The sequence below is a fragment of the Roseateles agri genome, from assembly GCF_034043675.1.
GTDB lineage: Bacteria > Pseudomonadota > Gammaproteobacteria > Burkholderiales > Burkholderiaceae_C > KK5.
The window spans coordinates 368,140-392,637 of sequence record NZ_JAXCLA010000007.1 but is presented as its reverse complement, the minus strand read 5'-3'; the positions used below and the strand labels follow the sequence as shown (position 1 = coordinate 392,637).

The 24,498-nt window shown below is 65.0% G+C and carries 17 protein-coding genes; 6 read left to right on the top strand and 11 right to left on the bottom strand.

Translation table 11 applies throughout. From position 1 onward, the window contains the following. Positions 1–467 precede the first annotated feature (467 nt). Complete coding sequence (gene pepA / locus SNE35_RS22150) at positions 468–1,286, bottom strand: flocculation-associated PEP-CTERM protein PepA (RefSeq protein ID WP_320425185.1); 819 nt, start codon at positions 1,284–1,286, stop codon at positions 468–470. A gap of 359 nt (positions 1,287–1,645) precedes the next feature. Between pepA and prsT (SNE35_RS22145) the strand changes: the two genes are divergently transcribed. After that, complete coding sequence (prsT, locus tag SNE35_RS22145; protein ID WP_320425184.1) at positions 1,646–4,420, top strand: XrtA/PEP-CTERM system TPR-repeat protein PrsT; 2,775 nt, start codon at positions 1,646–1,648, stop codon at positions 4,418–4,420. Between the two features lie 120 nt (positions 4,421–4,540). On the opposite strand, the gene SNE35_RS22140 is transcribed toward prsT (SNE35_RS22145), so the two are convergent. The 9 genes from SNE35_RS22140 to SNE35_RS22100 form a co-directional block, all read right to left on the bottom strand. After that, positions 4,541–5,326, bottom strand: coding sequence for a PEP-CTERM/exosortase system-associated acyltransferase (locus tag SNE35_RS22140; protein ID WP_320425183.1), 786 nt, complete (start codon positions 5,324–5,326; stop codon positions 4,541–4,543). A gap of 57 nt (positions 5,327–5,383) precedes the next feature. Next, a complete protein-coding gene (locus SNE35_RS22135; protein ID WP_320425182.1) occupies positions 5,384–6,178 on the bottom strand; it encodes a S1C family serine protease in 795 nt (264 codons plus the stop codon). A gap of 13 nt (positions 6,179–6,191) precedes the next feature. Continuing rightward, positions 6,192–8,957 carry an XrtA/PEP-CTERM system TPR-repeat protein PrsT gene (prsT, locus tag SNE35_RS22130; protein WP_320425181.1) on the bottom strand — a complete coding sequence of 922 codons (2,766 nt, stop codon included), beginning with the start codon at positions 8,955–8,957 and terminating at the stop codon, positions 6,192–6,194. Between the two features lie 30 nt (positions 8,958–8,987). Further along, a complete protein-coding gene (gene prsR / locus SNE35_RS22125; protein WP_320425180.1) occupies positions 8,988–10,364 on the bottom strand; it encodes a PEP-CTERM-box response regulator transcription factor in 1,377 nt (458 codons plus the stop codon). Continuing rightward, a complete protein-coding gene (gene prsK, locus SNE35_RS22120; RefSeq protein ID WP_320425179.1) occupies positions 10,361–12,487 on the bottom strand; it encodes an XrtA/PEP-CTERM system histidine kinase PrsK in 2,127 nt (708 codons plus the stop codon). Before prsK ends, prsR begins: the two co-directional genes overlap by 4 nt. Before the next feature lie 152 nt (positions 12,488–12,639). Continuing rightward, positions 12,640–13,974 carry a TIGR03013 family XrtA/PEP-CTERM system glycosyltransferase gene (locus SNE35_RS22115; protein WP_320425312.1) on the bottom strand — a complete coding sequence of 445 codons (1,335 nt, stop codon included), beginning with the start codon at positions 13,972–13,974 and terminating at the stop codon, positions 12,640–12,642. A 523-nt stretch (positions 13,975–14,497) separates the two neighbouring features. After that, positions 14,498–15,640 (bottom strand): branched-chain amino acid ABC transporter substrate-binding protein, encoded by a 1,143-nt coding sequence (locus SNE35_RS22110; RefSeq protein ID WP_320425178.1) that lies wholly within the window; start codon positions 15,638–15,640, stop codon positions 14,498–14,500. A gap of 201 nt (positions 15,641–15,841) precedes the next feature. Next, complete coding sequence (locus SNE35_RS22105; protein WP_320425177.1) at positions 15,842–16,273, bottom strand: DNA polymerase III subunit chi; 432 nt, start codon at positions 16,271–16,273, stop codon at positions 15,842–15,844. A gap of 8 nt (positions 16,274–16,281) precedes the next feature. Next, a complete protein-coding gene (locus tag SNE35_RS22100) occupies positions 16,282–17,757 on the bottom strand; it encodes a leucyl aminopeptidase (RefSeq protein ID WP_320425176.1) in 1,476 nt (491 codons plus the stop codon). 28 nt (positions 17,758–17,785) lie between these two features. Here SNE35_RS22100 and lptF point away from each other — a divergent pair, with 28 nt between their 5' ends. From lptF to SNE35_RS22075, 5 genes are read left to right on the top strand one after another with little or no spacing between them, the layout of a single operon-like run. Further along, a complete protein-coding gene (lptF, locus tag SNE35_RS22095) occupies positions 17,786–18,895 on the top strand; it encodes an LPS export ABC transporter permease LptF (RefSeq protein WP_320425175.1) in 1,110 nt (369 codons plus the stop codon). Then, positions 18,892–20,007: an LPS export ABC transporter permease LptG gene (gene lptG / locus SNE35_RS22090; protein ID WP_320425174.1), complete on the top strand. Its 1,116-nt coding sequence runs from the start codon at positions 18,892–18,894 to the stop codon at positions 20,005–20,007. Before lptF ends, lptG begins: the two co-directional genes overlap by 4 nt. Positions 20,008–20,018: 11 nt before the next feature. After that, positions 20,019–20,408 carry a sirohydrochlorin chelatase gene (locus SNE35_RS22085; protein WP_320425173.1) on the top strand — a complete coding sequence of 130 codons (390 nt, stop codon included), beginning with the start codon at positions 20,019–20,021 and terminating at the stop codon, positions 20,406–20,408. Next, positions 20,405–21,349, top strand: coding sequence for a CysB family HTH-type transcriptional regulator (locus SNE35_RS22080; RefSeq protein WP_320425172.1), 945 nt, complete (start codon positions 20,405–20,407; stop codon positions 21,347–21,349). Before SNE35_RS22085 ends, SNE35_RS22080 begins: the two co-directional genes overlap by 4 nt. Continuing rightward, positions 21,346–22,506, top strand: coding sequence for a pyridoxal phosphate-dependent aminotransferase (locus tag SNE35_RS22075; RefSeq protein WP_320425171.1), 1,161 nt, complete (start codon positions 21,346–21,348; stop codon positions 22,504–22,506). The genes SNE35_RS22080 and SNE35_RS22075 overlap by 4 nt, the downstream gene beginning before the upstream one ends. Here the strand turns inward: SNE35_RS22075 and SNE35_RS22070 are convergent. Beyond that, positions 22,503–24,494: a type IV pilus assembly protein FimV gene (locus SNE35_RS22070; RefSeq protein ID WP_320425170.1), complete on the bottom strand. Its 1,992-nt coding sequence runs from the start codon at positions 24,492–24,494 to the stop codon at positions 22,503–22,505. The genes SNE35_RS22075 and SNE35_RS22070 overlap by 4 nt on opposite strands. Between the last annotated feature and the right edge of the window lie 4 nt (positions 24,495–24,498).

The window sequence follows — 24,498 nt, the reverse complement described above, 5'->3', positions numbered from 1 at the left end:
CGCCACGCGCTACTGAGCGCTGCAACTTCAGCCCGAAGTCACGCCTTTGTATTTGCGCGCTATACAAGGAATCGAGTCGTCTTCTCCGAAAGCCCCGGTTCCACACAAAGGGCGGTGCGCATCGCTGAGCAGCTTAACGCACTGCCCGGCGAAGGAACGGCGGGGCCTGCCGTCTTCATGGGCCGCATCTGCGAAAGCACAACCGCGCAGGCCCGGTCGGACACGCAAGGACTTGATCAGTCCTCGAACGGCGCGGCTGACATTCGTTGCAATAGCACTGCATACGTGAGCCCCACGAACGCAACCTCGATCACACAAACATGCGTGCGACACAGCCCCCTCCCCTCTCTCGCCCCTTACGCAAGATCAAGGCGCCAACTCGCGGCAGTAGACAAGCATCACACGCAAAAAAGCCCCACCATCGCTGGCAGGGCTTTTCCCTAGGCTAAAGATGCGTCTGGACGCTTTCAGTCCTTACGGTTACGGCGGCGAGTGACGGCACCCAGGCCCAAGAGCGCGACACCAACCAGAGCCAGGGAAGCCGGCTCGGGAACAACCGACGCGAAATTCGCACTGAAGTCACCATGGATCGAGTAAGGAGGCAGCCCGCCCGTGGTCGGGTCAGGAGTCACAATGTCGATATCACCATTGGTCTGCAGCGTGAACTGCAGTGTGTCGATACCGGTCCAGTAGGTTTGACCGAAAGAAGTCAAAGCGAAGTTCGAGAAGTAGATGTTGAAAGCACCCGGGGGGCCAACCAGATCGCCGGTCCCGTAGCTGGTAGTGCTGGTGCCAACCAAGAGGTCATCGCCGTTGCCGGCACAAGTCGCGGCGGTCGTGAAGCTGGTGATGCTGCACGAGGTATTTGAACCCGTATCGACATAGATGTTCAAAGTACCACTCGTACCCGCGAACGTCGTGTTGCTGGTCGCATTGCCACTTGCCGTGAACACAGCGTACAACTTGTAGCCACCCAGCGACTCGGGCGCGCCCAACGCCGACTTGTCAGAGCCAATTTGAGTCGCGTTGTTGTAATAAGCAGCAAAAGTTCCGATCGCCGAGGCGGAGAAAGTACCATCGCCATTCAAGCCCACTTGCTCATCGTACTTACCGCCCATGTTGTTGGCAGTGAATGAGCCTGTAGCTCCGACGATGGTATCCCAGTTCGACACGCCGGGAATACCTGTCTCATTGACCGTAAAGGGAACTTGATCCGCCATGGCGGAGGTGCTTGCAAAAGCAACAGCGACGAGGGCCAGCGAAGCCAAAGTCTTCTTCATCTTCATGGCGGAAACTCCTAAGGGTTAAGGTGCCAACCTGATTGCGAGGCTACTTTGTCATAGCCACCGCCTGTCAAGCATCTAACAAGCACGTCCCGTGCCAGATTCATTCAAAAGATCCATGTCATTGATTTTATTGAATTTTTCACACCACCCTCACGAGGGAGCTGGCAGATTCTGTAAAAATATTCGACACTCCAGAACACCTTTTGGACCCCCATGAACCCGGGGGGAGTGAAAGGCATGCACCCAGCAAAAAGCCGGCCGGGTGCACGGAGTGCCTCGTTACCATCTCGCGCACCATCTGGAATTTTGCCGCCTACGCAGCATTGGCCTCTTCCCCTTCGCTTGTACTGCAATCCATCGTGAAACTCCTCCAGTCTCGCCTCGCCGTCATCGCCGCCTTGGGCACCCCTCTGTTGCTGGCGGGGTGTTTTCAGAAATCTCCCGAGCAGTTCATGCAGTCGGCCCAGGAGGCGCTGGACAAAGGGGACGTCGCAACCGCGACGATCGAGCTGAAGAATGCCTTGCAGGCAGCGCCGGATTTGGCGCAGGCGCGCTTCCTGCTCGCGCGCGCCTTGTACGAGCGAGGTGACCTCACGGGCACCGGCATTGAGTTGGACAAGGCGATGAAGGGCGGCTACGCCGGGGATGGAGTGACCGCTTTGCACGCGAAGCTGATGCTCGCGCGCGGTCAGAGTGCCCGGGTGCTGACGGAGTTTGCGCAGACGCAACTGGCCTCTGCTCCGGAGATGGCGGATCTGCAGGCGACGCTGGCGATGGCGTATGGCGAGGCCAACCAGTTGCCGAAGGCTTTGGAAGAGGTGGAGACATCTCTGAAACTGGCGCCAGGCAGGTTGAGGGCGCAGGTGGCGAAGGTGCATCTCCTGCTGGCAGCCAAGCGCATAGATGAGGCGAAGGCGGCCCTGGAAGCACTGTTAGCCGCACATGGCAAGGATGCGAGAGCCTGGCGAGCAAAGGGGGATTTGCTGGTAAGCACAGGGCATCGCCGCGAGGCCGTGGAGGCCTTAAGACAGGCCGCTACCCTGGACCCGAACGACATTAGCTCGCGCAATGGGGCGTTCACGCTGCTGATGGAGGCGAACGACATAACAGGCGCGGCAGCAGAGTTGGACAAGCTGAAGGCGGTGGCGCCGCGGCATCCGCAGACCTTCTTCGACGCGGCGGTGCTGGCATTTGCACGCCGTGACTCGAAAGCGGCCACGGAGGCCATCCAGCAGGTGCAGAAGCTGGCACCCACAGATCCGAGCGTGCTGATGCTGGCCGGGCGGATCGGCCTGCAAAGCGGTGCGTTGCAGGAGGCAGAGGCGGCGCTGGGGAAACTGGTCGCCGATCACCCGGACCACGATGGTGCGCGGGCCTTGCTGGCACAGGCGCAATTGCGCCGGGGAGACACGGAGAAGGCGCTTGCGACCTTGCGGCCGGCTCTGGCAGAAGTGACCAAGAATCCTGCTTCGCTGGCAGTCGCTGCAGAGGCTTACATGCTGGCCGGAGATACCAAGCGGGCGGAGGACTACTTCGCGCTGATTGCCGAGGCCAATCCGAAGGACGTTCGCAGCCGCGTGGTGTTGGCGCTGGCAAAGGCGCGGCGCGGCCAGTTCGAGCAGGGAGTGGCCGATTTGCGCGCGCTGGCAGCACAGGACCCCGGCATGGCGGCAAACTTTGCGCTCGTCAATCTGCACATGGAAAGTAAGGATCAGGTGCAGGCGCTTGCCGACATTGCTGGGTTGCAGCGCAAGGTCCCCGGCAGCCCGCTACCGGCCCAACTGCGAGGGGCGACAGAACTCATGCAGGGGCACGTGGCGGAGGCGCGACAGGCCTTTGAGGCTGCACTGAAATTGGATAGCGCCTACTACCCGGCAGTGGCTGCACTGGTGAAGCTGGATGTGGACCAAAGAGACTATGGAGCGGCGGCAACGCGGCTGCAGCAGGTACTGGCGCGCGACCCGCAACATATGCGCGCTCAGATGACCTTGGCGCACGTACGTCAGTTGGCAGGCGCCCCCCTGACGGAGTTGGTGAGCATGTTGGAAAAGGCCATCCAGCAATCGCCCACGGAAGCAGAGCCAAGACTAACGTTGGTGAAATTACTGCTGCAGCACAACCATGGCAAGGAGGCGCTGGCAGCCGCTCAGAACGCCGCCGCTGCGCTGCCTGAAAATGCGGATATACAGGCCGTGCTGGCGCGCGCGCAGGCGAAGACGGGAGATCTTCTGCAGGCGACGGCGAGCCTGAACAAGCAGGTGAGTTTGGCCCCGAATTCGCCGCAGGCTCTCGTCTCGCTGGCGGAACTGTACGCCCGCCGCGGCGATGGGCCGTCGGCGATGAAGACACTGAAGCGAGCCTTGCTCATCAAGCCGGACTTTCTACCCGCGCAGATCGCGCTAATTGCCGCCAGCGCCAACAAGGGGGACTACGCCGAGGCCCGCAGCATCGCGCAGACCGTGCGGCAGCAACACCCCAATGATGCTGTCGGCGCGGTGCTGCTCGGGGATATTGAGGCCGCACAGAAGCATTGGGATGCAGCGGTGTCAGCCTACCGCTCGGCCTTGACTGCTAACTCGCCAACGGAATTGGCACTGAAGCTGCACCCGGCGCTGGTGAAGACTGGCAACGCAGGAGCGGTAAGGGCGTTCGAGGCGGAGTGGCTGGAGACACATGCGAAAGATGTCGTCTTCCTGCTGTACCTGGGTGACCGGGCTATAAACCAGAAAGACATGGCTTTGGCCGAGCAGCGGTATCAGGCAGTGCTGAAAATCGAACCCAACGATCCGATGGCACTGAACAATCTGGCTTGGCTACTGTCTGAGGCCGGGCGGTCGGAGGCGCTGGACTTGGCAGAACGCGCGAACAAGGTGCTGCCAGATCGCCCGCCACTGCTGGACACACTTGCGCAGATCCACGCCAAGGCCGGTCGACTGGACAAAGCGATCGACATCGAGAAGAGAGCCGTTGCGCTGGCGCCGCCGGACAACCCGCGCTATCGCCTGGCCCTGGCGCGGCTCTACCTCAGCGCAGGACAGAAGGCCGCCGCCAAAGAGGAGTTGACGAAGCTGGCGAGGATGAGCGAAGCGCTGCCGCAGCAACAAGAGGCGAAGAAGTTGCTGGGGATGCTCTAAGGATCGGCGCAGCATGACAAGCACCGTCCGCGGAACGATTCTTTCCGCTGCGTAGCCCAGGCCTCTTGGCCCTTCCCAGTTCGATCACCGCGCCATGCGCTGCGCTCGGCGAGGGTAGGTTTACCCGTGCACCGGCTTGACCCGCTGGATCGCTTCCGGATGGCGCTCGAACGCGTCGGTGACCGATTTTTCGATCACGGCGTAAAGCGGCTGGATCAACGGCCGCAGCCCTGCCACGACCCTGCTGGAACTCAGCAGCGATGGAACACGCGTCCCGCGGTGTTCGATCGCCCCACCAATAGGGCGGATGTCGAAGCCGATGCGGCCGAAGTGACTGGCCAGCCTTGGTTCGGTCAGCACGAACACGTTTTCGATGTTCAGCCGTCGAGCGATCGCGGCCGCACCCAGGTAGAGGCTCACCGGGATAAACGGGAAGCGAGGCAGGCCGGCGCGCGACTCGAAGTCTTCGTCGGCGACCGAGACGGGCTTTGAAGTTTCGCCCTTACGCTGCCTGAATCGCCCCATCACGGCGAGCCGCGAAACCTCGGCGACGTCATCGCGCGGGAGGGACGAAGGGTCGCACTCCTCGCGGTGGATGACGTCTTTGCAGCTGTGTTCGAAGGGCAGCAGATAGGACCGATCTCCAGGACGCGCAAGGACGAGGCGCGTACAGCCGATAGGTTCAGCAGTTCCGCGGCTACGAAGCAGGCAGTGGATCGAATTGGGATCGTATTCGTCCGTCTCCATGCCATCCGCGCGGACCGGCTCCCAACCTAGATCGCGGCAGTAGACCTCGTGACGGATTCGATAGACCGATTCGATGCTCGCCGCGTCCAACGCTGGCGTGAGCTCGAACAACTCCTGGAACTTGATGCCAAGATTTCTTTCGCTTGATGTGGAGTCCACAGGATGACCTCGGAGGTTGCTGCCGATGGTATCAAGTAAAGGCTGCTGCGCAGAGGCCTAAGGCTTGGCGCCGAGCTCCTGCTCGACCAAGGCGGCCGCATAGCTCGCCGGGATTGCATAGGTGATGCCGGATGGATCGCTCAGCGCCGATTCCCGGCTTCGCTTGACGACGACCATATTGATCACGCCGATCACGTCGCCCCGCTCTGCATCGAACACCGGGCCGCCGCTGTTGCCAGGGTAGGCGGTCGCGTCGAGCTGCAGAATGTCGAAGGAGCCCTCGCGCAGACGCAGCACCGCGCTCGCGTTCAGCGACTGGGCGCTGGGCGTCGGCATGGCGATACCGGTCACCGCGGACACGATGCCTTTGTGGGTGACGGTGGAAAAGCCCAGCGCGCCGGCCAAAGGGAAGCCCATCAGCGCGATGGGAGTGCCTTCGCGCACACCATCCTTGCGCAGCGTCACCGCCGGCGCGGCTGGCCCCTCGAAGCGCAGCAGCGCGAGGTCGCGGGCCTTGTCCAGGGAGACGACGCTGGCGTTGCGCACGCCCCATTCGCCCGAGCTACGCCGCACCTGGATCACCAGGCGCCGGCCGACTTCGCCGGTCAACGCGGGCGGCAGCACATGGGCGTTGGTGATGGCAAGGTTGCCGTCGCCAACGACGAAACCGCTGCCACGGAAAGCGAAACGCGGGCTGTCGGTCTCCGCATAGGTGCCGACCAGGGTGACCGAAGGCTTGTTGCGATCGATCAGGTCAGGCAATTCCAGCGCGGCAGCCGCTTGAGCAACGGCCAGCGTGGCAGAGGCAAGGCCAACAAGAACGGCTCGACGAGCCAGTCTCCATCCCTTCATCGACGGCACCTCTCTACAGCGTAGCCAGCAGCTTGCTCACCTCGGCCTGCTGGCCGAACTTGTCGCCCAGGGCCGACAGGCGGCTCAACTCCGTGCGAGCTTCTGCCTTCTGACCAGCGGCCACATAGTAGCGCGCCAGATGCAGCCGGTGCGCGGCCAGGTCAGGCGCCAGGCCGACGGCCCGCTTCTGGATTTCCAGGGCCTTGTCCATCTGTCCGTTGTCGGCATAGATCTGCGCGAGCGTATCCATGAACGCGGGCTGATCCGGCGCAACCTTGTTGGCCTTTTCCGAAAAGGCCAGCGCACCCGGCTTCTTGGCCTTGTTCAGGAGCCAGGCAATGTTGTTGGCCGCGATCGGGTTGTCGGGCTGGATCTTCAGGACCGCCTGATAGCGCTGCTCCGCCAATGGGAGGTTCTGCTGCATCAAGGCCAGGCTGCCCAGGTAGTCGAGAAAGACAGCGTCCTGCGGATGCGCAGCGGTCCACTCGGATTCGAAAGCCTTGGCGTCCGCCGGCTTGCCGCCGACGTTGAGCGCCCGATGCAACTTGATGGCCACTTCCGGCACCGGCTGCAGTTTCAGCGCGGCACGATAGCCTGTGACGGCGCTGGTCCAGTCCTTCTGCGCGGCGCTGACGTCCGCCAGCAGCGCTGTGCCCATCGCGTCGGCGGGCTGCCGGGTTTGAGCCGTCTCCGCGACACGGCGCGCCTCGGAATAGTGGCCCGCCCCAAGTTCGCTGGCAAACAGCGCCAGCTGCGCCGGGCGGAAATCGGCCTTGATCGCCAGGCTTCGCTTGAGCGCCTGCGTCTGGCTGGGCTTGTCACCCTGCTTCGCGTAGATCTCCGCCAGCATCAGCTGCGGCTCCGGTGAGCGGGGCGCTAGCGTTGCCCATTTGTTGACGGAGTTGATCGCCTGGTTGGCATCGCCGGCCACAGCCTGCGACTGAGCCAACAGCCGCCACGCGTCGGCGTTGTCAGGCAATGCAGCCACCGCATCCTGCGCGCTTGCCACCGCAGCCTTGAAGTCCCGGCGCTGCTGCTGCATCTCGATCAGCGCCAGGCGCGGCTGGGCTTCGGTGGGCATCTGCTTGACCAGCTTGTCCAGCGATGCGGCCAGTTCGTCCTTGCTGGCACCGGCCTTGGCGCTCAGCGCGATCACCGCCATGTTGGCCTGCACGTTGTTCGGCTGAGTCTCGAGCAGGTGCTGGAAGCGCGCCTTCGCGGCGTCCGTGCGGCCGGCATCCGCGTCCAGCGCAGCCAGGCTGGCGATCGCCGGAAAGAACACGGGGTCGATCTTCACCGCGGCCTCGAAAGCCTGGCCGGCACGGTCCTTGTTCCCGCGGGCGAGTTCGACGCGTCCGCGCAGGTTCGCAGCGGTCGGCCGATCGGGCGTCTTGATCTCAAGGCCGTCGATAGCCTTCAGCGCCTGATCCCAATCGCGGCGCTGCAGGAAGGTGGTGATCAGGCCCATGTCGGCCGTCACGCCCGAGTCCGAAGCCGCCAGCGCGCGCAAGGCCGAAACCCCTTCGCTCAGATGTCCCTTGGACACCTGGGCCAGCGCCAACGCTACGCGGCTGCGCACGTCCTTCGGGTTCAGCTCGGATGCCTTGGTGAAATACTCCTCGGCGCGTTGGGGTTCGCCGCTCTGCAGGTAGGCCTCCGCGGCGATCGTGTAGGCCTCCACGCTGCCGCCCTGCTCATCCAGCAAAGGCTGCAGCACATTCAAGGCCTTGGCGGCATCACCCTGACGCAGCTTGGTCTGTGCCAGTAGCAGACGCGCCTTGGTCAACGTGGGCGTCGACTGCAAGGCCCTGCTCAGGTAGTTTTCAGCCTCCAGCAGAGCCCCGCGGCGATATTCGATGGCGCCGGCCAGGTTCAGCACGCGCGGATCCTCCGGCGCGTTCTTCAATAAAGTCTGGGCGCTGTCGCGCGCCAGCTTCAGATCGTTACGCTCCAACGCCAACAGAGCGGTGAACATCAACACTTGGCCCTGACCCGCCCGCGCGGTCTTCAGGGCGGCGAGCTGCGCCGTGGCGCCTTCCAAATCGCGCTTGGCGAGCAGCAGTTGCATCAGGCCGATCTGGGCTGGCACATTGCCCTTGTTCAGGATAACCGCCTCGCGATAGGCCTGCATGGCCTCCTGGCGCTTGTTGGTGCGAGCCAGCAAATCGCCCTTGAGCTGCCAAGCCTCCGAGCTAGGGGACTTGGCCATCAGCGCATCCAGCGCGAGCAGGGCGTCGTCAATTGACCCACCGCCGGCCAGCAAACGTATCCGGACGAGTTGCGCACGAGTGTTTGAAGGGTCGACCGAGACCGCCGACTGAATCGCTTCCTCCGCCTGCACGGAGCGTCCGAGGCCGCCATAGGCGACGGCAAGCGAAGCCTTCAGATTCGAGATTGCCTCGGGTGACTGTAGCTGGATGTCATCGAAGCTCGTCAAGACCTCTTGCAACTGCCCCTGGCCCACCATCGCTTGCGCCATCAGCGGAACGACCAAGTCATCGCTGTAGCCAAGGTCCTTGGCTTTGCCCAGCTCAATCGCTGCACCGCGCATGTCGCCAGACTCGAGCATCACCTTGCCGAGCAGAAAACGGGCTTCCGCAAGGTTGGGATCCTTCTGCAGGGCGTTCTTCAGCTGGATGACCGCCGCTTCGCTCTCCTTGGCGTCGATTTTCGTCTTGGCCTCGGCGAGGAACTGGTCCGCCGATTGACCGAAGCAGCCGACAAGCAGCAGTGCAGAGGCCGCCAGCACAGCAAGGTGGGTCTTGGATCTTGTCTTCACTCGCGGTTCATCCGGGAAACGGGAAGTCATTTATTTAATTTGCAGGCGGCTCATCAGGTCATACAGCGTAGGCCGGCTGACGCCCAGGATCTCGGCGGTACGCGCCACGTTGCCATCGGTGCGCGCCAGCGCGGCGACGACGGCCTGCCGCTCCGCCTTCTCGCGCACCGCACGCAGGTCAAGCGAGGCAAGTTCGGCATCCTCTTCGGCGGCCGGCGCAGCCAGGCCGAGGTCATCGGCGCTTAAGCGGGAGCCGTCGGCCATGATGGTCGCGCGCTTGACGAGGTTCTGCAGTTCACGCACGTTGCCAGGCCACTTGTAGGTCTCCAGCGCGCGGATCGCGTCTTCGCCGAGCGACATCGCGGGGCGCCGCTGCTCGCTGGCAAAGCGGCGCAGGAAAGCATGGGTCAGCAGCACGGCATCGCCGACACGGTCGCGCAGCGGTGGGATTTCCAGCACGATCTCCGCCAGGCGGTAGTACAAGTCTTCGCGGAAGCGGCCCTCGGCGATGTGGCGCTTCAGGTCCTGGTGGGTCGCGCCGATGATGCGGACGTCGATCCCGATCTCCTGCCGCCCGCCCAGCCGCTCGATCGTGCGCTCCTGCAGGAAGCGCAACAGCTTGGCCTGCAGCGACATCGGCAGGTCGCCGATTTCGTCGAGCATCAAGGTACCGCCATTGGCAGTCTCGATCTTGCCGATCGTCGTCTTGCTGGCGCCGGTGAACGCGCCCTTCTCGTAGCCGAACAGCTCGCTTTCCAGCAGCGTCTCGGGGATGGCCGCGCAGTTGATCGCGATGAAGCGGCCCTTGCGCTTGGAGGCGTCGTGCACACCCTGGGCAAGAAGCTCCTTGCCGGTGCCGCTCTCGCCGAGCAGCAGCACCGTGGCATTGCTCGGCGCCACCTTCTCGATCGAGCGGCAGATGCGCTGCATGCCGGGGTCGCGCGTCACCAGGCCGCCCAGCACGTCGGTCTGCTGCAAGGTCTGCAGGCGGCGGTTCTCCTGCTGGAGCTCGTAGAGGCGGTAGGCGCGCTCGACAGTCAGCGCGAGCACGTCAGGATCGACCGGCTTGGCAAGGAAGTCGTAGGCACCCATGCGGATGGCGCGTAGCGCGTTGTCCTGGTCGTTCTGACCCGTGAGGACGATGACCTTGGCGTTGCGGTCCAGCTCCAGCAGCTTCTCCAGGCACTTGAAGCCCTCGGAGACGGAATCGGCATCGGGCGGAAGGCCCAGGTCCATCGTCACCACAGCGGGGCTGTGGCGGCGGAACTGGAGCACCGCACTGGCGACATCGTCCGCGACAACCGATTCGAAGCGGTCCAGCGACCACTTCAGCTGTTTTTGCAGCGACAGGTCGTCCTCGACGATCAGCAGCGGCTGCTGCTGTTGCTGGCGTTCGGCATTGCTCATTTGGCCCCTAGCATCGACATGTCCGCACCGGCTGCGACGTGGTGAAACAGCGGCAACAGGATCGTCACCGTCGTGCCCTGGTTGAGCTTGCTGTCCACGGAAATCTTTCCTCCCAGTTCTTGCAGGTATTGAAAACTCTCGTACGCGCCAATGCCCATGCCATTGGCCTTCGTGGTCTGGAAGGGCTTGAAGAGGCGATTCTGTATGAACTCCTCGCTCATCCCACATCCCTGATCCGCAATCTGCACGAGCGCTTGGCTGCCGGCTTTGTCGAGCAGCAGGCTGACCTTGCCCTCCGGCGGCGAAGCATCGAAGGCGTTCTGCACCACGTGACCGATCACGCGCTCGACGCGCTCGTCGTGCCCTCGCGTGCTGACCGGCGCACGCAACTGCAGTTCCAGCTCGCGCCCCTTGCTGCGCGCCGACACCGCCAAGCGCCGGGCGATCTGCTCGAGGTCGACGCCACTGCTGGCACCATGGTGCGGCTTCTCCCCTTCGCGCAACTGGAGCATCAGCTGACGCATCTTCTCCAGAGAGTTCTCGACCGTGTCCAGCATATCCTGCTGGAATTCGGGGTTGTCTCGCAGGCGCTTGGCGTTCTTCATCATCAGCGACAACTGCGTCACGATGTTCTTCAGGTCATGCACGACGAAGGCGGACATGCGGTTGAAGGCGTCGAACTTCTTAGATTCCAGCAAGGCCTCGGCGGCCTGCATCTGGGCCAGGTAGCTGGAGGCCTGGCTGGCCGCAGTCTTCAGCAGATCGCGCACCTCCCAGTTGAGCTCGATCGCCGCGCGTGGACGGCCGAGGACAACGAAGCCGATCAGCTCTTGTCGCGCAAGTAGCGGGATCGCGATCCAGTAGCGCGCATCCGAGATGAGCCAGGATGCCGGGGACAAGCTGACGTAGTCCGCATGGCCACGACGCAACTGGTCGACGTCGACGATCCAGCCCTTCTCCTGCAGGAAGCTGACGAAGCTGGATTCCGCGCCCTCCCGCTCGCGGATCTCCGGCAGGTTCCAGCGCGCGACCTGGATGAAGTCTTCGCCGGTACCGTTACGCAGCCAGAGGGCGCCCGACGGGCTCTCCACCAGATTGGCCATCGCGCGCACGACCATGCCACCGGTTTCCTGCGGCGATCCGCTGGACGAAAGGATCGCGGTGAAGCGCAGCCACTCCTCCCGGTAGTCGTAGCGGTAGCTGAAGAAATTCTTGCTAATGTAGACGCGCAGCCGCGCGCGCACCGAGCCCGAAAGCATCAGGACAACCAACGCAATCAGCGCCAGGAAGCTCAACACCAGTTGCAACGCCCTGCCCCACTCACCACCGGTATAGCGCACGTAGTAGCCGACACCCGAGATCAGCAGCAGATAGGCGCCCACCAGCAGCAGACTGGCCGAATGGAATACCGCCGCACGCGAGACATGCAGCTTGCCCATCCAGTTCGTCTGCCGCCGCGAAGCCAGATACAGCAGCGGCACCGCCATGCTGTGCGCGGCCGCACGAATGCTCAAGGCGTCGCCGTCATAGGTCTGGAACAGTGCCGCCTGAGAGAACACGAAGACGTCGAACAGGAAGATCGCGCCGAGGCCAAGGCACACCGGCTTGGCATTCCATCGCATGTCGGCGGACGTATTGCGGAGCAACTGCTCAACTAGCACGAGCCCCATCACGGCCTGGGCCAATGCGGCAAATGCCGCCATGCGGCCCGAGAGCTGTGCCCAGTCGGCATGCGCGATCCGGGCGAGATACAGCAGCACGCCTGCGGCGATCGCCGCGGTCGCAAGATAGACGAAGAGCCGGTATTCCCGGCCCGCATCGCCAGATCGCCTCGGTCGCAACAGGAGTAGCACGAACCAGAACCAAAATGCGTAACGCAGCAGGTCGGCCAGCGGAAGCGCCCAAGTCTCGATCCACTGCGTCCAGCGCAGCAGATCGACGGCGAGGAAAAGGCCGGCCCACAGCGTGCTGCACAGCACGGCTGCAAGGAAAACGTAGGTGACACCGCTGGTCGGTACGCCACTGCGGAACAAGGTCTGTACAAAGTACAGCGCAAATCCTGCGTACGCCAGCAGGGCCAGCAGGTTACCGACGAAGTAGGGATCCGGGACGCCGTTGAGCATGGGGCATTTCAGCACCTGTCCGCGGTGCCGGAAATTGACACTAACGCGGAGAGGTGTGCGCAGCCAAACTCCGCATCGATCGGCAAGCCAACTCGGCTATCTAGATCAGGGCTGGCGACGAACGTTCGATACGTCCGTCGCGTTTCGCTTGCTCAGCGGGCGCCTTTGCCGGTCAGCACCACAGCCACCGTTTCCAGCATGATCAACAGATCCAGGAACAGCGTGTGGTTCTTGACGTAGTACAGGTCGTACTGGAGCTTCTCGATCGAATCCTCGACCGTCGAGCCGTACTCGTAACGCACCTGCGCCCAGCCGGTGACCCCCGGCTTCACGCTGTGGCGTACGGCGTAGTACGGAATCTTGTTGATGAGGTCATCGACGAAGAACTGGCGTTCGGGCCGCGGGCCGACCAGGCTCATCTCTCCGCGCAGCACGTTGAACAGCTGCGGCAGCTCATCGATACGGACCTTGCGAATGAACTTGCCGATGCGAGTCACACGATCATCGTTCAGCGTCGCCCAGCGCGGCTTGCCGTCCTTCTCGGCGTCGGAGCGCATGCTGCGGAACTTGATCACCTTGAAGATCGCGCCGTTCAGGCCGACACGCTCCTGCCGATAGAGCACCGAGCCCGAGGACTCCAGCTTGATCAACACCGCCGTCACCGCCATCACGGGCAGCGTCAGCAGAAGGATTGCGGCCGAGAAGATGATGTCGAAGACGCGCTTGACGATCGTGCGCAGCGCACCCTGGTTGAATCCGTCGCCGAAGATAAGCCAGCCGGCGTTCACATGGCTGATCTTGATCTGTGCAAGCGTCTTCTCGAAGTAGGTAGCGATGTCCACCACGCGGATGCCGTACAGCTTGCAGTCCAGCAGTTGACGCAGCGGCATGCTGCCACCGCGTCGCTCGGACAGCGCCACGACGATCTCGTCCACACCCAGGTAGCGGGCGGTCTCGGTCAGCGTGCCGCGCGGCGCGATCATCTCGGCCTGGGCGACTTCCGACTCATCTTCGTTCGGGCCGGCGAAGTAGCCGACGATCTGCGCATGCGGGTCGGCCTCGCGCAGTGTGCTGCCCACGGTCTTGGCTGCTGCGCCAGAACCGAAAATCAGGATGCGTGTACGCAGTCGCGATTGGGTGCGTGAATGCGCCGCGTAGACGCGGTGCGCCATCACCGTTGCCACCGCAGCCATCGCGGCCAACGTAATCAGTTCGCGATGGCTGGTGCTGGCGGGCACCAAGCTGAAGATCGCGTAGGCCAGGGGCAGGCCGAACATCAGGCCCAACAGAGCTCGTGCGCAGGACTCGGTGATCGAGCGGTTGTGCACATGCTGATAAAAACCCGTAGCGGAATTGATGACGAATATGCAGCCCGCCAGCGAGAGCCCGTGCGACGCGGCAAACGGAATCACGGTTTGGGCGGCTTCGCCTTGGCTGAGCACAACCGCAAGCACTACGAACACGATCAAGCCGAGATCGAAGAACACCTGCAGCAAAGTTTGCCTGTGTAGATAGTGATTGAATATCCGGATCATGCTTCCCCCGATCGCACAACTGCTCTTCTGCTGAGTAGCGCCTTTGAAGGCATTGAGGCGCTCGGCCTCTCGCTTTTTTGCAGGTCACCGGCTGGTGGGCCAGACGCCTGCTCCGTTTCCGGCACCTCAGCCGATCTCACGCGGAGACTTCCCCCGAATCGCGGACCGATGATGCCTTCGCAGTAGGGGTCTTGAGAGCCCCCCGTTTGCAGGGGGAACCCCAGGTTGAAACAAACGAAACCTGGGCTACGACGTCGTCTTCAAAACCGCAACGGAGCGCAGTAGAGCGCAGTTCCGTGACAGGCTAAAGAGCCTGCTGCCGGTATTCGTGCCTTTTCCACGCGACAGATCATCAGTTGAATCGATGAAACCCGGACGCGCAGTTTTCTCGGCCCCGATACAACGAAGTATTGATATCAAGCGAGCATAAAAAAACGCCTGCACGAAGCAGGCGTTTTCGTGGAGTTTTTCTCGCTCAGTGCACGACGCCCATTTCGGAGCGTGCGCCACCCTTATAGGTGTACATCGTCAGCGCGCCATTCTTCAGGTCGCCCTTGTTGTCGAAGGAGATCGTGCCGGTCACGCCCTTGTAGCCTTCGGTCTTGGCCAGCACCGGCAGGTACTTCGCCGGGTCGGAGGAACCGGCCTTGACCATCGCATTGACCAGCACGTTCACGGCGTCATACACGTACGGTGCGTAGATCTGCACGTCGACCTTGTACTTCTCCTTGAACTTGGCCTTGAAGGCGTCCAGGGATTTCTTCGACTCACCTTCCACGCCACCGGCTTCCGCGCAGATGACTTGGTCGTCGGCCATCGTGCCGGCAGCCAGTTCAGGCAGCTTGGCCGTGCAGATGCCGTCGCCGCCCATGAACTTGGCGGTGATGCCCAGCTGCTTCATCTGACGCAGCATCGGGCCGGCCACGGCATCCATGCCGCCGAAGAAGATCACATCGGGCTTCTTGCCCTTCAGGGTGGTTAGGATGGCGGTGAAGTCCGTCGACTTGTCGGTGGTGGACTCGCGGCCGACGGTCTTGCCGCCCGCAGCCTTCACGCCCTTGACGAATTCGTCGGCCACGCCGGCGCCGTAGGCAGTCTTGTCGTCGATCACGGCGATCGACTGGCCCTTCAGTTCCTTGACCGCATAGCGGCCCAGCGTGCCGCCCAGGTGGCCGTCGTCAGCAACGACGCGGAACGCCGTCTTGTAGCCGCTGCGCGTGTACTGCGTGGCCGTGGCGGACGGCGAGATCTGCGGAATGCCAGCGTCGGAGTAGATCTTCGAGGCGGGAATCGAGGTGCCCGAGTTCAGGTGGCCGACAACGCCGTTCACCTTCGAGTCCACCAGCTTCTGCGCTGCGGCCGTGCCTTGCTTCGGATCGCCGGCATCGTCTTCGGCCAGCAGTTCGAACTTGGCCTTCTTGCCGCCGATCGTCACGCCCTTGGCATTCAAGTCATCGATGGCCATGCGGGCACCGAGTTCGTTGTCCTTGCCCAGGTGCGCGATCGCTCCGCTGGTCGGACCGACGTGACCGATCTTGACGACCAGGTCCTGCGCCATGGCCGCACCGCTAAGCAGTGCCGCGGCTGCGGCAACGACAACATTCAACTTGACTTGCATGAAACACCTCCGGGGTAGGAAGAACAGGATCAACAGGATCAACAGGATCTTTTGTGTTGAAAATCAACCGGCAGACATTAACCGAAATCGCACGCCGCCTGAATGGGGAAAGCGTCTAAATACAACGCTCGGGTGACGCCAGAAAGTCCGACCGGGCACCGCTTCAACGCGGCCTGCACCAAGGCGTTGACAGCCCGGGATTCAAGCTGTCGCGATGTGGTGCACGACCTCGTGCCCCAATTGCTGATAACGGCGGAAGCGCTCGCGCCCGGCCTGCACCTGCGGCGGGTCCTGGGACACCACCTCGAGCACGCGCTGGAACTGATCGAAGCCCTCGGGAATCTCCGCGCCCACGTTCAGCAGCACCTCGCGGTGCGGCAACTGGTCAGGCCGCTCGACCAGCAGGATCGGCGTGTCGGTCAGCCGTGGCGGCAACGTCGCCCCGGACGAAACGCGCAGATGCGGCACGAACTCGAGCGGATCGAAGGTCCACAGCGTGGCATCCAGCCGCATCAGCAGGTTCGCCGGGCCGCAGACGCCGATGCGCGCGCCCGACTGCTGCGCCTTGCGCAGCAGTCGGCACAGATAGCCCAGCCTCTCGGGCACGCCCGTGTAGAAGCTGATCTGGCTCATCGATGGGCTCAGCGAGCGCCGCCCTTCACTTGCGACAGCACGAAGTGCGTCAGCAGGCCCACCGGTCGGCCGGTGGCACCCTTGGCGGCGCCGCCCTTCCAGGCGGTACCGGCGATGTCCAGGTGGCCCCAGCGGTACTTGCTCGCGAAGCGCTGCAGGAACTTCGCTGCGGTGACCGAGCCGCCCTCGCGGCCGGCCACGTTCGCCACGTCGGCGAAATTGCTCTTCAGGCCTTCCTCGTACTCCTCGTCCAGCGGCATGCGCCAGCAAGGATCCAGCGCCGCCTCGCCGGCCGCGCTGAGTGCGCCGGCCAGCTCGTCGTCGCTGGCGTACATGCCGCTGCGCACGCCACCCAGGGCGATCACACAGGCACCGGTCAACGTGGCGACGTCGACGACGACGGCCGGCTTGAAGCGCTCGGCGTAGGTCAGCGCGTCGCACAGGATCAGGCGACCCTCGGCGTCGGTATTCAGGTTCTCGATCGTCTGGCCCGACATCGAGGTGACCACGTCGCCCGGCTTGACCGCATGGCCGCTGGGCATGTTCTCGCAGGCGGCGACCAGCATCACGACGTTGATCTTCGGCTTCAGCTCGGCGATCGCGCGCATCGCGCCGATCACGCTGGCCGCGCCGCCCATGTCGAACTTCATCTCGTCCATGCCGGCGCCCGGCTTCAGCGAGATGCCGCCGGAGTCGAAGGTGATGCCCTTGCCGACCAGCACGACCGGCGCCTGCGTCTTCACTGCGCCGTCGTAGCGGATGACGATGAAGCGCAGCGGCTCGTCCGAGCCCTGGGCCACCGACAGGAAGGAGCCCATGCCCAGCTTCTCGACGGCCTTCTTGTCCAGCACCTCGACCTTCAGGCCGTGGCTCTTGCCCAGAGCCTGGGCCTGCTGACCGAGGAAGGTCGGCGTCGCATGGTTGCCCGGGCGGTTGGCCAGTTCGCGTGCCAGCTCGATGCCGGCGCCGATTGCCTCGCCGCGCGCCAGGCCCGCCTTGGCGGCCTTCGTGGCTTCCGCATCGGCGGTCAGCAGGGTGAACTTGCCCAGCTTGCCGGCGGCCGGCGCGCTGGGCTTCGTGTGGCGATAGACATAACCCGCGTCCTGAGCGGCGAGCACGAACTGCTCGGCCAAGCTTTCCGTCGGCGCGTCGAAACCGACGAAAGCCACGGCGGCATGGGCCGCGCCGCGGCCCTTGAGCAGGCCCAGCGAGGCCTGGAAGGTGCTGCGCGCCGCCTTCAACGTGGACTTGCCCGAAGCCGCGAACACCACGCGCGGCGCCTTCACGCCGGCCGGGCGCAGCAGGCTCAGCGTCTTGCCGGCCTTGAATTCGAAGTCGCCCAGCTTGACCGCGTCGGCGGCCAGAGCGCCCAGGCTTTTATCGAAATTCTTGGGCAAGGCATCGCCGGCAACCACGACGATCAGCGCATCGGCGGCAACGCCGGCCAGCGCGTCGACGGACGCGGCTTGAGTACGGAAGTCCATAATGAGAGGCAATAGATAAAGTGCCAGGATGTTATTCGATTCCACCGTACGCAAAGAGCTGGCCCAGAGCTTCGGCGTGACCCTCGTGGTCATCTTCACCATCGTCCTGACGTCCATGCTGATCAAGACGCTGGGCCAGGCCGCCGGCGGCAATGTGGCGCCGCAGGACGTGATGCTGCTGATGGGCTACGCGGCGCTGTCGCACCTGTCGACGATGCTGACCTTGTCGCTGTTCATCGCCGTCGTCTTCACGCTCGGCCGCATGTACCGCGAATCCGAGATGGCGATCTGGTTCGCCAGCGGCATTCCGCTGACGCGCTTCATCAAGCCGGTGCTGCGCATGGCCTGGCCGGTGATGGGCGTGATCGTCGTGCTGGAGATGATCGTCTGGCCCTGGGGCAACCAGAACAGCGCCCAGCTGCGCGACCACTACCAGAAGCGCGGCGACCTCTCGCGCGTCGCGCCCGGCCAGTTCCAGAGTTCGCGCGACGGCTCGCGCGTGTTCTTCATCGAGCGTGACAGCGAGGACGGCAACACCGGCCGCAACGTCTTCATCCTCACCCAGCTGCCGCAGCGCGAGGCGGTGACCACCTCCTCCCGCGGCCACATCGAGCAGGCCGGTGATGACCGTTTCCTCGTGCTCGAGCGCGGCCAGCAGAACGAGACCAACCTGAAGACCGACGACAAGACCGTGGCCCGCTTCGAGCAATACAAGGTGCTGGCCGACAGCCAGGTGATGCGCAGCGCCGATGCGCTGCCGCCCAAGGCCACCGACACGCTGACCCTGCTGCACACGCGCTCGCCGCGCAACGACGGCGAACTGACCTGGCGCTTCGGCTGGATCCTCGCCTGCGTGAACGTGGTGCTGCTGGGCATCGGCATGGCGGCCAACAACCCGCGCCGCGCGAACAACTGGAATCTGCTGTTCGCGCTGCTGGGCTTCGTCGTCTATTTCAACGCCATCAACCTGAGCCAGACCTGGGTCAGCAGCGGCCGCACGAGCATCGCCGGGGCGCTGGTCGGCGTGCATGGCGGCGCACTCGCGCTGGCCATGCTGCTGATGTGGCTGCGTGACCAGGGCAACCGGATCGGCCTCACGCGCCGCATCCACAAGAAGACCGCGGCGGTGAGCGCATGAGGACCGTCCGCCGCCTGCTGTATCGCGACATCGTCGGCTCCGTCGTGCTCGTCGCACTGGCCTTCCTGGCGCTGTTCTTCTTCTTCGACTTCGTGGACGAGATCGAACGCATGAGCCGCGCCGGCGTCGGTGCCGGCAAGGCGGCCCTGCTCTCGCTGATGGAGACGCCCGGGCACTTCTACGAGCTGTTCCCGATCGCAGTGCTGATCGGCACGATCTTCTCGCTGGCGCGGCTGGCGCAATCGAGCGAGTTCACCATCCTGCGCACCGGCGGTCTCGGCCCCGGCCGCGCGCTGGGCCTGCTCGCCAGCCTGGCCTTCGTGTTCGCGGCGCTGACCTTCGTCACCGGCGACTGGGCCGCGCCCTACTTCGAGCGCCAGGGCGACGTCATGCGCGCCCGCTTCGTCGGCGACAAGGCACCGAGCCCCCGCGGCGCCTGGCTGAAGGACCGCCAAGTCGTCGACGGCCAGGAGCGCAGCTTCTCGGTCAACGTCGGACGCGCCAGCTCGTCCGGCCAGTTGCAGGACATCCGCATCTACGAATTCGATACGCACGGCGGCCTCGTCGCGCGCATCCAGGCCAAGACCGCCAACGTCGACGCGAAGGGCCTGTGGCGCCTGATCGACGTCGACCGGACCGACTGGCTCGGCGGCACCGGCGCCAACCGCACGCCGCTGGTCCGCGAGACGCACGAGGACCACTGGGACTGGCAGAGCTCCCTGCACGCTGGCGTGATCGCCGCGGCGGTGCTGCCGGCCACCTCGATGTCGACGATCGAGCTGTACCGCTACACCCAGCATCTATCGGCCCAGGAGCAGTCCGCGCAGGCACACAACATCCAGTTCTGGCACAAGGCCTTCTACCCCTTCGCCTGCTTCGTGATGGTCGCCCTGGCCCTGCCCTTCGCCTACCTGCACGGCCGCGCCGGCGGCATCAGCCTGAAGGTCTTCGGCGGCATCATGCTGGGCATCAGCTTCGTGCTGCTGAACAACGTGGCCGAGCACCTGGGCCTGCTGAAGGACTGGACGCCCTGGACCGTTGCCGCGGCGCCGAGCCTGGCCTATCTGGCGCTCTCGCTGGGCGCCTTCGGCTGGCTGGTCCGCTACCGCTGATGGTGACGGCAATGGCGAAGGACGGCCTGCTGCTGTTTGCCCACGGTGCGCGCGACCCGCTCTGGGCCCGGCCCTTCGAGGAGGTGGCCCGGCGCATTGCGGCAGGGCGGCCGGCGATGCCACGGGTGCTGGCCTACCTCGAATTCATGCAGCCCGCCATCGAGGACGCCGCCGATCAACTGGTTCGCCAGGGCTGCAGCCGCATCCACGTCGTGCCGATGTTCCTCGGCGCGGGCGGTCATGTGCGCCGCGACATCCCGCCGCTGATCGAACGCCTGCGCGAACGGCACGGTACGGCCGTCGAATGGATCCTGCACCCGCCGCTGGGCGACCAGGACCGCGTGATGCAGGCGCTGTGCGACACCACCCTCGGCCTCCTGGGATCGGAAGAACAACAATGAACCTCCACCAGTTCCGTTTCGTCCAGGAGGCGGCCCGCCGCAACCTCAACCTCACCGAGACGGCGAAGGCGCTGTTCACCTCGCAGCCCGGCGTGTCCAAGGCCATCCTGGAGCTGGAGGAAGAGCTTGGCGTGGATATCTTCTCGCGCCACGGCAAGCGCCTGCGCCGCATCACCGAGCCGGGCCAGCAGGTGCTGGCCTCGATCGAGATCATCATGCGCGAGGTCAGCAACCTGAAGCGCATCGGCGAGGAGTACTCGAAACAGGACAGCGGCACCCTGTCGATCGCCACCACCCACACGCAGGCCCGCTACGTGCTGCCCGGCCCGGTCGCGCAGTTGCGCCGCCAGCTGCCGCAGCTGCGCGTCAGCCTGCACCAGGGCAACCCGGACCAGGTCGTGCGCATGCTGATGGACGACAGCGCCGACATCGGCATCGCCACCGAATCGCTGGCCGATCTCGACGAGCTCGTGAGCCTGCCCTGCTACGAGTGGCAGCACGCGCTGGTCGTGCCGGCCGACCACCCGCTGGCGCAGGTGGAGCGCCCCAGCCTGGAGCAGATCGCCGCCGAGCCGCTGGTCACCTACCACCCGAGCTTCACCGGCCGCACACGCATCGACCGCGCCTTCGAGCAGCGCCACCTGCAGCCCAACATCGTGCTGGAGGCGATCGACTCTGACGTCATCAAGACCTACGTGAAACTCGGCATGGGCCTGGGCATCGTGGCCGAGATGGCGGTGCGCGACGACCCGCCCGGCGGCGAACTGGTGTCCCGGCCGCTGGGCCACCTGTTCGGCCAGAACCTCGCCCGCGTCGCGTTCAAGCGCGGCGCCTATCTCCGCAACTACGTCTACACCTTCGCCGAGCTGCTCTCCGAGCGCCTGAACCGGCATCTGCTGGAACGCGCGATGAGCGGCGAAGCCACCGATTTCGGCCTATGAGCACACCGCAGATCCAGAGCCGCCTGCCCCAGGTCGGTACCACCATCTTCACGACGATGTCCGCGCTGGCGCAGAAGCACGGCGCGGTCAACCTGGGCCAGGGCTTCCCCGACTTCGACTGCGATCCGGCGCTGCTGGACGCCGTCAACGCCGCCATGCGGGCCGGCCACAACCAGTACCCGCCGATGACCGGCACGCCGGCACTGCGCGAGGCGGTCGTGGCGAAGATCGCCGCCCTGCACGGCCGCAGCTACGACCCCGTCAGCGAGGTCACGATCACCGCCGGCGCCACGCAAGGCATCTTCACCGCGCTACTGGCCATCGTGCACCCGGGCGACGAGGTGATCGTGCTGGAGCCTTGCTACGACAGCTACGGGCCGAACATCGACCTGTGCGGCGGCGTCACCGTGCGCGTGCCGCTGACGCCGGGCAGCTTTCGGCCCGACTTCGACAAGATCGCCGCCGCGCTGTCGCCGCGCACCCGCGCGATCATCATCAACACGCCGCACAACCCGAGCGCCACCGTCTGGAGCGCGGCCGAGATGCAGCGCCTGGCCGACCTGCTCGACGGCACCGACGTGCTGGTCGTCAGCGACGAGGTCTACGAACACATGGTGTTCGACGGTGCGCCGCACCAGAGCGTGGCGCGCTTCCCGACGCTGGCCGAGCGCAGCTTCATCATCTCCAGCTTCGGCAAGACCTTCCACGTGACCGGCTGGAAGGTCGGCTACGTCGTCGCGCCGGCGCCGCTGATGGCCGAGTTCCGCAAGGTCCACCAGTTCAACGTGTTCACCGTCAACACGCCGATGCAGTTGGGCCTCGCCGCCTATCTGCAGAACCCGCGTCCCTACCTGGACCTGCCCGCCTTCTACCAGCGCAAGCGCGACCTGTTCCGCGCCGGCCTGGCCGGCACGCCGCTGCGCCTGCTGCCCAGCGAGGGCAGTTACTTCCAGTGCGTGGACTACGCCGGCGTGCCGGCGCTGGTCGGCATGGGCGACACGGCAGTCTGCGAGTGGCTGACGACCGAGATCGGCGTGGCCGCGATCCCGATGTCGACCTTCTACGCGAGTGGCAGCACACAGACCATCATCCGCTTCTGCTTTGCCAAGCAGGACGCGACGCTGGAGCGCGCGCTGGAGAAGCTGCGCAGTCTCTAGCGCGGGTTCCGGGCGGCCGCGGGGTCGTCCAGATCGATGTCCAGCGACAGGTCCAGGTGGATGGTCTCGGCGGATGGTTCGATCGGCTGCGTCGCCATCATCGAGGTCCCGACGGACGGCGCGCCGGCATCCAGCGGCAGAAACAGATCGATCGGCTCGCCGCGCACCTCGCGCTCGGACTGATCGCGCGCCAGGCCATAGAGCATCAGCAGATCGCGGTAGGCCGGCAGGTCGAAGCCCTGCGCGTCCTCGCCGCCGTGCGACAGCAGGTTCTGCAGCAGCGCCATGCTCGCACCAGCGTCGCTCCAGTACTGCTGCACGATGTCCAGCACGCGCGGGTAGGACTCCAGCCCCCGGCCTTCGTTGAGCTTGGCGCCCCAGCTCGGCGGCACGGCCTTGAAGTTGCGCGCGAAGTCACCGTGCAGTGAATTGAAGGCCGCCTCGTCGCCGCGACGCTGGTAGATCTCCATCAGCTTCAGGTAGGGCAGCGCACTTTCCTGGCCGGTGGCAATACGCAGCTTCAGCAGGTCGATCGCGGCCTCGTCCTGGCCCAGCACCTCGAAGAAGTCGACCTGCTGCTCCAGATCGATCAGCTCCTCGACGCTGACCTCGTGGTTCTCGTCGTCCAGCACCACCGAGTTGGCGGCGTGGCGGGCCTTTGGTTCCATCGGCGCCAGCTGGATGGCTTCCTGCATCAGCGGCAGCGGCGCGGTCGGCTGCATCTCGCGCTCGCTGCCAGCCACGGGTGCCGGCCACGGCCCGCTCTGCTGCGCATCAACGAAGGCGCTGGCCATCGTGGTCTGCGGATCGCCCTCGTCCTGCAGGATCGAATCCAGCGCCGGCCGCGCGACGGCTGGCAGCGTGCGGCTGTCGTGCGCCACGCTGCGCGGCACGTTCGCGGGCTGGTAGGGCGGCGAGAACGGCGGCAAGGGCGATGGCGGCGGCGCATGCGGTCTCGCGGGTGCCGCTGCGGCGTGCACGGCGGGGGCCGCCGGCGCCGGCGACGCATCGCGCTCACGTTGCATCCGGTCGGCCTCGCTGCGCCAATCGCGCTCGCGCTGCTCGCGTTCACGACGCAGGCTAGTCCACAGGTAGGCGCAGATCAGCGCCAGCGCCGCCAGGAACACGCCGAGGCCGTAGACCAGCACATTGCGATAGCGCTGCTCGCGCGCCTCCTCGAGCTGCGCGCGCAGCAGCTTGAACTGATCCTCGGCGGCGACGTTCTCCTTGTGCACCTGATCCAGCTTGTCCTCGAGCTGCTGCAGGCGGGCCAGGGTCTCGTCGTTGACGCTGACGGGCGGCGGCACCGGAGCCGAGGCAGCCGCTGCTGCGGCGGTCTCGGCAGGCACGTCGAGCGGATCCATCCGCAGCCGCGAGACCGGCGCAGCGGCGACCGGCTTCGGCGCTGGCGCTTCTGCCATTGCTGCACTGGCAGCCGAGGCTGCCGGAGCGGGAACCACAGGTTTCGGCCGCGGCTTGGGCCGCGGCTTCGGCGGCGATGCTGGCGCCTGGGCGACCAGGCGCGCGGTCGCGGCAGGCTTCACCTCCATGGCTGGCGCAGGCGCGGGTACCGCGCCCTCCGCCACGGGCGTCACCTCGGCGGCCAGCGGAGCCGCGACTGTGGGCCGCGCATCCGGCGGATCGACGAAGGCGGTGAATTGCCGCGTCAGCTGGGCCGGGCAGCCCAGGCTCAGGTTGACGGTGACGATGGGCTCATCGACCTGCACCGAGCTGAGCAGGCGCACGCCGCGCACGTGGCCGGCGCCATCGCTCTCCAGGCGGAACTGCACCAGTCCCTGCGGCAGCCGCGCCTCGCCGGCCATCACCTCGGCGCGCACGCAATCGCGGCTCAGGTTTTCATCGGGGTTCAGGCGCAGCGGGAACAGCAGGTTCAGCGGCTGGCCCAGCGAGGAGTGCGTCAGCGGGTTGGAGACCCCGAGGGCCCGCGCGGTGCCGGGCAGGACAGCCGCGCACGCGACCAGGGCCATGGTG

Bases quoted from the DNA above. Each gene is read 5' to 3' on its own strand.
- pepA (WP_320425185.1), bottom strand. From the start codon at position 1,286: ATGAAGATGAAGAAGACTTTGGCTTCGCTGGCCCTCGTCGCTGTTGCT.
- SNE35_RS22135 (WP_320425182.1), bottom strand. From the start codon at position 6,178: ATGAAGGGATGGAGACTGGCTCGTCGAGCCGTTCTTGTTGGCCTTGCC.
- prsR (WP_320425180.1), bottom strand. From the start codon at position 10,364: ATGAGCAATGCCGAACGCCAGCAACAGCAGCAGCCGCTGCTGATCGTC.
- prsK (WP_320425179.1), bottom strand. From the start codon at position 12,487: ATGCTCAACGGCGTCCCGGATCCCTACTTCGTCGGTAACCTGCTGGCC.
- SNE35_RS22110 (WP_320425178.1), bottom strand. From the start codon at position 15,640: ATGCAAGTCAAGTTGAATGTTGTCGTTGCCGCAGCCGCGGCACTGCTT.
- SNE35_RS22105 (WP_320425177.1), bottom strand. From the start codon at position 16,273: ATGAGCCAGATCAGCTTCTACACGGGCGTGCCCGAGAGGCTGGGCTAT.
- SNE35_RS22100 (WP_320425176.1), bottom strand. From the start codon at position 17,757: ATGGACTTCCGTACTCAAGCCGCGTCCGTCGACGCGCTGGCCGGCGTT.
- lptF (WP_320425175.1), top strand. From the start codon at position 17,786: ATGTTATTCGATTCCACCGTACGCAAAGAGCTGGCCCAGAGCTTCGGC.
- lptG (WP_320425174.1), top strand. From the start codon at position 18,892: ATGAGGACCGTCCGCCGCCTGCTGTATCGCGACATCGTCGGCTCCGTC.
- SNE35_RS22085 (WP_320425173.1), top strand. From the start codon at position 20,019: ATGGCGAAGGACGGCCTGCTGCTGTTTGCCCACGGTGCGCGCGACCCG.
- SNE35_RS22080 (WP_320425172.1), top strand. From the start codon at position 20,405: ATGAACCTCCACCAGTTCCGTTTCGTCCAGGAGGCGGCCCGCCGCAAC.
- SNE35_RS22075 (WP_320425171.1), top strand. From the start codon at position 21,346: ATGAGCACACCGCAGATCCAGAGCCGCCTGCCCCAGGTCGGTACCACC.
- SNE35_RS22070 (WP_320425170.1), bottom strand. From the start codon at position 24,494: ATGGCCCTGGTCGCGTGCGCGGCTGTCCTGCCCGGCACCGCGCGGGCC.